We start from the raw sequence: 8,038 nt of genomic DNA on the forward strand, positions 1-8,038 counted from the left end.
GGCCTCGCGTGCGGTGGCGCGGGCCCGCCGCTCGGGTTCCGCGGCCCTGGCGGCGGCGGTCCGCCGGGCGGGGGGCGAGCGCGGGCGGGTCCATCCCGGGCTGCGGCTGGCCGCCGCGTACGCGTGGCGTCTGGTGGTCATCGGGGTGGCCGTCTACCTGGCGTTCACGGTGCTGGGGCGGTTCGAGCTGGTCGCGGTCGCGGTGTTCCTGGCGCTGGTGGCCACCGCCCTGCTGCGGCCACTGGCCGATCTGCTGGCGCGGGCGCTCCCGAGGCCGCTGGCGGTGGCGGTGGCGGTGTTCGGCACGCTCTTCGCGGTGCTGGGGCTGCTGACGCTGGTGGGGAGCGCGGCGGCCGCGGAGGCGGGCCGGCTGGTGGGGGAGCTACGGGGCGGGATCGGCCGGATCGAGCGGTGGCTGGAGGGGCCTCCGTTCCGCGTCCGGCACGGTGTGCTGTCGGGGGCCCACGACAGGATCACCTCGTTCGTGTCGCGGCATCGCACGACACTGATCAGCAAGGCGCTCAGCAGCGCGGGACGGGTCGTGGAGGCGCTCACGGCCGCGTTCCTGGCGCTGTTCTGCTCGATCTTCTTCATCCATTCCGGCGACCGGATGTGGCGGTGGTTCCGGGACCAGCTCCCCGAGGGCGCCGGACCTCCGCTGGACCGGGCGGCGCGGGCGGCGTGGAGCACCTTCGCCGGGTACACCCGCGGCATCATCGTCGTGGCCGCCTCCAACGCGACCCTGGTCGGGGTCGCCCTGCTCCTGCTGCGGGTGCCGCTGGCCCTGCCGCTGTCGCTGCTGGTCTTCTTCGCCACCTTCGTTCCGCTGATCGGCTCGCCGATCGCGCTGGCGGTGGCGACGGTGGTGGCCCTGGCCGGGCGGGGTCCGGCCGTCGCGGCCGTGGTGCTGTTGCTGATCGTGGCGGTCGGCCAGTTCGAGGGCCATGTGCTGCATCCGCTGGTGATGAGCTGGGCGGTGCGGCTCCATCCCGTGGTGGTGGCGATCTCGGTCATCGCCGGGAGCATCGTCGCGGGGGTGGTCGGGGCGGTCGTGGCCGTGCCCATGGTGTCCGTCGCCTGGTCGGTGACCCGGGCCCTGCGCCGGCGGCCGCCCGGTGGCCGGTGACCGACGGCCGACGCAGATCACATCCGGATAAATTGCATCTCAGATTCGCATTCACGTAATGTGCGACGCATGCGGTTGACGAAGTCGACGGACCTGGCGCTCCGCACGGTCATGCGACTGGCGGTCAGCGGAGCCGAGCCCAGCACCGCCCGGCAGATCGCCGGGGAGATGCAGGTGCCCCACAGCCATCTGTCCAAGGTGGCGGCCCGGCTGCAGCACCTGGGCGTGATCGAGACACGGCGCGGACGGGGCGGTGGGCTGACGCTCACCGCGACCGGGCGCACCGCCTCGGTCGGCCGGCTGGTCCGTGAGTTCGAGGGGGTCGGCGATGTCGTCGACTGCGAGGGGGACACACCGTGTCCGCTGCGGCAGGGCTGCCGGCTGCGCATGGCCCTGCGCCGGGCACAGGAGGCGTTCCTCGCCTCGCTCGACCCCCTGACGGTCGAGGACCTGGTGGCGTCCCCGACCGGTCCCGTACTGCTGGGACTGGTCGGACGCGCGCCCGACGTGAGTCCGTCGCCCCGGGGTGCGGATCCCGCGCCCCGTTCCGCCGTGCCGTGACGACACGGAGGTCGCCACACCCGGTTTCCGCACGCCGCATAATGCGAATCTGACATACCAGTTAGGCCCGTCCATGCTCTCCCAGAAGTCCGCCGAAACCGTCCGCGCCACGCTTCCCGCCGTCGGTGAGGCCATCGGCACCATCACCGACCTGTTCTACCGGAAGCTGTTCACGGCCCACCCCGAACTGCTGCGGAACCTGTTCAACCGGGCCAACCAGAGCGCGGGCACCCAACGGCAGGCCCTCGCGGGCGCGATCGCCGCGTTCGCCACCGCCCTGGTGGAGCGGCCGGGCGTGCGCCCCGACGCCCTGCTGAGCCGGATCGCGCACAAGCACGCCTCCCTCGGGGTGAGCGCCACGCAGTATCCGGTGGTGCACCGCCATCTGTCCGCCGCCATCGCGGAGGTGCTCGGCGACGCGGTCACCGAGGAGGTGGCCGCCGCCTGGGACGAGGTCTACTGGCTGATGGCCAACTCCCTGATCGAGATCGAACGGCGGCTGTACGCGGAGCAGGGTGCGCTGGCCGGCGGGACCTGGCGGCAGTGGGAGGTGGCCGAGCGGATCCAGGAGACGGCGGATGTGGTCACCTTCCGGATCCGGCCGGCCGACGGCCGCCCCGCCCCGGCGTTCAAGGCGGGCCAGTACGTCTCGGTGCAGGTGGAACTGGCCGACGGGGCCCGGCAGATCCGGCAGTACAGCCTGACCAACGCCCCCGGCGCCACGGTGCGCTCCTTCGCCGTCAAGCGCCTGGACGAGGGCGAGGGACCGGCCGGTGAGGTCTCCGGACATCTGCACGGCCAGGTCCACGAGGGCGACCTGCTCACCGTCTCCGCGCCCTACGGCGACATCGTGCTCGACGCCACGGACGCGCCGCTGCTGCTCGCCTCCGCGGGCATCGGCTGCACCCCGATGGTGGCCATGCTGGAGGCCCTGGTCGCCACCGGCCACCAGGGCCCGGTCGTCGTCGTCCACGCCGACCGCTCACCCGCCGACCACGCCCTGCGCGCCGACCAGGAGCGGCTGGTCACCAAGCTGGCGCGGGGCACCGCCCAGGTCTGGTACGAGCGGCCCGAGGGCGACTGGCCGGCCGAGCGCACCGGACGCGCCGACCTGTCCGGCATCGAGATCCCGGACGGTGTCCAGGTGTATCTGTGCGGACCGCTGCCCTTCATGCGGTCGGTGCGGACCCAGCTGCTGGAACGGGGTGTGCACCCCTCCGCGATCCACTACGAGGTCTTCGGGCCCGACCTGTGGCTGGCCCAGGGCGACGGCGGGGACCACTGACGCCCGTCCCTCGGATGTGGCCGGATGAACTCGAATGGCCCAGGGGCCGGTCGCTTTTGTCCGGGTGAGCGTGGGACCGTACGGACACGGGTTCTGTCCGTTCCGTGCACGGCCGAGCGGAATCGTCCGTCCGGCACCCCCACATCGACGAGGAACCATGGATCGCGAAAAGATCACTCTCAGTGGCGCCCAGGAGACCTTGCTCGCCACGCTGTACGGCAGGGCGGTGGACAGCCGCTCACCGGACTCCGTCCTGCACGACCACGCGGCCCGGGAGGCGGTGGAGCGGGTGGCCTACGACTTCGGCAGAACGGGGATGACGGACACCACCGCGGTCGGCATCGCCCTGAGGGCGAAACAGCTCGACGACTGGACCGTGGAGTTCCTGGCCGAACACCAGAAGGCCACCGTGCTCCATCTCGCCTGCGGTCTCGACACACGGGTGCAGCGGCTCGCCCCGCCGCCGTCGGTGCGCTGGCTCGACGTGGACTACCCCGAGGTGATCGAGCTGCGCCGGCGGCTGCTTCCCGAGCCGTCGGGGCACTACGAGACGGTCGGCGCCTCGGTGACCGACGAGGCGTGGCTGCGCGAGGTGCCCGACGACCGGCCCACCGTGGTCGTCGCCGAGGGGCTGACGATGTATCTGCGCAAGGAGGAGGCCAAGCGGCTGATCCAGCGGATCACCGGGCGGTTCCCCAGCGGTCAGCTGCTCTTCGACGTCTACGGGCCGCTGGGCATCCGGCTCCAGAAGATGGTCCCCGCGGTGCGCAACGCGGGCGCCACCCTGCACTGGGGCCTGGCCGACCCCCATGAGGTCGAGACCTGGCACCCGGGGCTGACCTGCCTCGACGCGGTGCGCAGCGTGGACATGCCGGGCGTGGAGAAGATGCCCGCCGCGGGCCGGATGAGCATGCGGGTGATGGCGCGTCTGCCCGGCTTCCGGGACGTGGGCCGGATCCTGCGCTACCGCTTCTAGACGGCTCATGAGGGTCTCTGGGTTCCGGGCCGCGGTGGTGCCGGGGCCTTCCCACGGGCCCGTCCCAGGAGGGCCCCGGCCCGGTGCCGGGCCGGGGCCGTCCGCCGGGGCGGTCCGCCGCGGCTACTTGATGCCCACCAGCATGGAGTAACCGTCCGTCAGCGGTTCGATCCGGCTGTCGCGGAAGCCCGTCTCCGCCATCCAGGCGTGGCCGTCGGCGGCGGTGTACTCGAAACCGGACCGGGTCTCGATGAGCATGTTCAGGCTCGCCAGCAGCCCGAAGGTGTTCTCCCTGCGGTCGTCGTCGATGATGGCGTCGTAGACCAGCACCGCTCCCCCGTCGGGAAGGGCGTCGTACGCCTTCTTCAGCAGCAGCCGCTTCTCCTGAAGGCCCCAGCCGTGCAGGATCTGGCCCAGCACGATGACATCGGCACCGGGCAGGTCATCGGTGAAGAAGTCGCCTCCGTGGAAGGTGAGCCGGTCCTCCAGGCCGAAGGACGCCACGTACTTCTCGAAGACCGGCCGCACCCGGGGCAGCTCGAAGACACCGCCGCTCATATGGGGGTGGCGCCGGGCCACCGCCACCGGAACGCAGCCGACCGCTCCCCCGACGTCCAGCACCGTCCGGTAGTCGGCCCACGGGAACCGCTCGGCTATCACCAGCGCCTTGCCCATGCTGAGCCCCGTCATCCCGTGCAGGAACCGCTCCAGGCCCTCCTCGTCCCGGTAGATGGCGTCGAACACATCGCCCCCGTGCTTGTGCTCGTTCTGCGGGTGCCCCGTTCTCAGCGCCTCGGTGAGCGAGCCCCAGAAGGGATACAGACGGCTGTTGGCCATCTCCAGAACGCCGCCGGCGTAGGTGTCCTTCCCGCGGTCGAGGAAGGTGTCGGCGGACGGGCCGTTGCGGTACTCGCCACCGGACCGCTCCAGGAATCCCAGGGCGACCAGGGCGTCGAGGAAGTCGGCGGCGCCCCGGGGGTGCAGTCCGAGCGCCCCGGCCAGGTCGGCGCCCGCGCGGGGGCCCTTGGCGAGCTCGGAGAACAGATCCAGTTCCACCGCGGTGAGCAGCGCCTTCGATGCCATGAAGCCGAGCCCGACCTGGAGGATCGATTCGGGGCCGGTCTCCTGCCGCAGGGGGCCGATCTCGTGCCGCATAGGGATTCCTCGCTGTTCTCCCGGATGGGTGCTCACCACACCTGACGCCGTGTCGGCCGCTACGCTACCGTGCCGTTGTGCCCTACACGGGTCGCCGTTCGGGCGGCCCGGCGGGGGACGGGCGACTGGCCCGGCGGGGGACGGGCGACTCCGCTCGGCCCCGCCGTGGCGCCCCCGCCGTCGAGCCACACGCCCGGCCGAGAGGGTCCGCCGGAAGACCGCGACGGGCGCGCGGGCGCCCGCCGACGCCGGCCGTTCCGCTGGGCGGACACCAACACCCGGGCACCAGCACCCGGGCACCAGCACCCGGCACCCGGGCGGCGCCGCGCGGCCGTGGCCGCCGGTTCAGGTCGCGGTCGCGGCCGCCGCGGCCCTTCCCGCCACGCGGCCCGAGAACAGGCAGCCGCCGAGGAAGGTGCCCTCCAGGGAGCGGTAGCCGTGCACCCCGCCACCGCCGAAGCCCGCCACCTCACCGGCCGCGTAGAGGCCGGTGATCGGGGCGCCGGAGGCGTCCAGGACACGGCCGGAGAGGTCGGTCTGGAGGCCGCCGAGGGTCTTGCGGGTGAGGATGTTGAGGCGTACGGCGATCAGCGGCCCGGCGCCCGGGTCCAGGATCCGGTGTGCGGAGGCGGTGCGGCTGAGGGCGTCCCCGGGGTAGGCGAGCGCGTTGCGGATGCCCATCACCTGGACGTCCTTGGTGTACGGGTTGTCGATCTCGCGGTCGCGGGCCTCGATCTGCCGGGTGAGGTCCGCCAGGTCGATCAGGCCGTCGCCGGTCAGCTTGTTCATGCCCGCGACCAGTTGGGGCAGGGTTTCGGCGACGACGAAGTCCTCGCCCTTGTCCCTGAACCGCTGGATGGGCTCGGGGGTCTGCCAGATGCGGGAGAGGAGCTGGAGGAGGTCCTTGTTGGTCAGGTCCGGGTTCTGCTCCGAGCCCGAGAGGGCGAACTCCTTCGCCAGGATCTTCTGGGTGGTGACGAACCAGGAGTAGTCGTAGCCGGTGGCGGTGATCGACCCGAGGGTGTGCAGGGTGTCGTAGCCCGGGATGTCGGGGGTGGCGAACCGCTTGCCCGTGGCGTCGAACCACATCGACGACGGGCCCGGCAGGATGCGGATGCCATGGCCCGGCCAGATCGGGTCGTAGTTCCTGAGGCCCTCGGTGTAGTGCCACATCCGGTCGGGGTTGACGATCCGTCCGCCCGCCTTCTCGGTGATCGCGAGCATGCGGCCGTCCACGTACGCCGGGACACCGGTGACCATGAACGTGGGCGGTGAGCCGAGCCGGTCCGGCCAGTTCCGCCGGACCAGCTCGTGGTTGGCGCCGATACCGCCCGAGGTGACGATCACCACCGGGGCGGTGAACTCGAAGTGGCCCACCACGGTGCGCGAGCTGGGTTTGCCGCGGGCGGCGTCGCTCGGCTCCAGGACCGCGCCGCCGACCCCGGTGACGGCACCGCCGGTGACGGCCAGATCGTCCACCCGGTGGCGGAACTTGAAGGTCACCAGCCCGTCCTTCACGGCGGCCCGCACCTTCTTCTCGAACGGCTCGACCACGGCCGGACCGGTGCCCCAGGTGACGTGGAAACGCGGCACCGAGTTGCCGTGCCCGTCCGCGAGGCCGCCACCGCGCTCGGCCCAGCCGACGATCGGGAACCAGCGCACGCCCAGCCCGTGCAGCCAGGACCGCTTCTCCTCGGCGGCGAAGTCCACGTACGCCTCGGCCCATTTGCGGGCCCAGTAGTCCTGGCCGCCGGGGTCGGTGACGCCCCGGTCGAAACCGGCCGTGCCCAGCCAGTCCTGCCAGGCCAGTTCGCGGGAGTCCTTGATGCCCATCAGCCGCTGTTCCTGGGAATCGACGAAGAACAGGCCGCCGAAGGACCAGAACGCCTGGCCGCCCAGGTTGCTCTCGGGCTCCTGGTCGAGGAGGAGCACCGTGCGCCCCGCGGCCGCCAGTTCGGCCGTGGCGACCAGTCCGGCGAGCCCGCCGCCGACCACGATCGCGTCCGCGTCCGCGGACGCCCCGGACGCGGCGAAGGCCGGGGCCGCCGCCTGGGCGAGCGCGGCACCGGCGAGCACACCGCCCGCCGCGGTCAGGGCTCGGCGGCGGCTGATCCCGGCGGCGGAGGCGCAGTTGTCTCTGGGGTTCTCCATGGGCTGCCTTCCGGAAGGGGGTTCGGAGGGTGCGGGAGACACGAACGAGGTTGCCCGGCGGCAACGCGTTACCGACGGTAGCCCACAGGGTGCGGAGCCGCCAGAGTCCTGCCGCACGACCGGCTCCGGGACGGGGGGCCACGGGTGGTCAGCCCCCGCCGCCCGGCGGCGGAGCGGACCGGGAGCGCCGCTCCCGCGGGGTGAAGGCGTACAGCTCGAGGATGTCGGGCAGCGGTGCGACCCCGGGGCCGCCCGCCCGGACCCAGGCCGCGATGTCCTCAGTCGCGTCGGTGTCGTTGACCAGGCCGAGCCACACCGGTCCGGCTCCGGCGGCACGCCCGGCGGACGACGGCTGCACCACGACCACATTGGCCTGGTCGCACACGTCCAGACATGCCGAGACCCGCACGGGCGCCTCCCGCCCGAGCCGGGCGGTCTGCTCCGCGTGGTCGATCCCGGTCACCTTGGGGCTGCCGCAGCAGCAGTCCCGGCACACGGTCACCCGGCACGGCACCGGGTCGGTCGGTCCGATGGGCATGGAGAACCACCCTCCTTACGGGGAAATCCGCCCCGCTGCGTCGAGGAGGCGACCGCGTGAGTCTCCTGGCTCCCGGGTCGGTGCTCGTCCCCGCCTTCCCACCCGCGCACGCGGGCAGTGGCCCCTTCGGGATCCGCTCGCCGGTCACAGTGGCGGTACCGCGCCGGATTCACACCGGCTTCCTCGTTCCGCCGTCGCCCATGTCGCCCGGCATCATCGCATCCCGGGCGGACGCCATGCCACAAG

At 72.5% G+C, this 8,038-nt stretch carries 7 protein-coding genes and 1 riboswitch; of the genes, 4 read left to right on the plus strand and 3 right to left on the minus strand.

What is annotated here, in order from left to right:
- Positions 1 to 13 precede the first annotated feature (13 nt).
- The 4 genes from AXW62_RS25515 (at position 14) to AXW62_RS25530 (ending at position 3,948) form a co-directional block, all read left to right on the plus strand.
- Entirely contained in the window at positions 14 to 1,126 is a 1,113-nt protein-coding gene (locus AXW62_RS25515; protein ID WP_079115787.1) for an AI-2E family transporter, read from the plus strand.
- Between the two features lie 69 nt (positions 1,127 to 1,195).
- Positions 1,196 to 1,687, plus strand: coding sequence for an RrF2 family transcriptional regulator (locus AXW62_RS25520; protein WP_060946563.1), 492 nt, complete (start codon positions 1,196 to 1,198; stop codon positions 1,685 to 1,687).
- Between the two features lie 73 nt (positions 1,688 to 1,760).
- Entirely contained in the window at positions 1,761 to 2,972 is a 1,212-nt protein-coding gene (locus tag AXW62_RS25525; protein ID WP_060946564.1) for a globin domain-containing protein, read from the plus strand.
- A 157-nt stretch (positions 2,973 to 3,129) separates the two neighbouring features.
- Complete coding sequence (locus AXW62_RS25530; protein ID WP_060946565.1) at positions 3,130 to 3,948, plus strand: class I SAM-dependent methyltransferase; 819 nt, start codon at positions 3,130 to 3,132, stop codon at positions 3,946 to 3,948.
- Between the two features lie 123 nt (positions 3,949 to 4,071).
- On the opposite strand, the gene AXW62_RS25535 is transcribed toward AXW62_RS25530, so the two are convergent.
- From AXW62_RS25535 to AXW62_RS25545, 3 genes are all read right to left on the minus strand, one after another.
- A complete protein-coding gene (locus AXW62_RS25535) occupies positions 4,072 to 5,103 on the minus strand; it encodes a methyltransferase (protein ID WP_060946566.1) in 1,032 nt (343 codons plus the stop codon).
- Between the two features lie 345 nt (positions 5,104 to 5,448).
- Positions 5,449 to 7,254, minus strand: a complete 1,806-nt coding sequence (locus AXW62_RS25540; RefSeq protein ID WP_060946567.1) for an FAD-binding dehydrogenase — start codon at positions 7,252 to 7,254, stop codon at positions 5,449 to 5,451.
- Positions 7,255 to 7,402: 148 nt separating this feature from the next.
- On the minus strand, positions 7,403 to 7,792 hold the full coding sequence (locus AXW62_RS25545; RefSeq protein ID WP_060946568.1) for a hypothetical protein: 390 nt from the start codon (positions 7,790 to 7,792) through the stop codon (positions 7,403 to 7,405).
- Between the two features lie 43 nt (positions 7,793 to 7,835).
- A riboswitch (cobalamin riboswitch) is annotated at positions 7,836 to 8,013 on the minus strand.
- Between the last annotated feature and the right edge of the window lie 25 nt (positions 8,014 to 8,038).

The sequence above is a fragment of the Streptomyces hygroscopicus subsp. hygroscopicus genome, assembly GCF_001553455.1.
In the GTDB taxonomy this organism is placed as follows: Bacteria; Actinomycetota; Actinomycetes; order Streptomycetales; family Streptomycetaceae; genus Streptomyces; species Streptomyces hygroscopicus.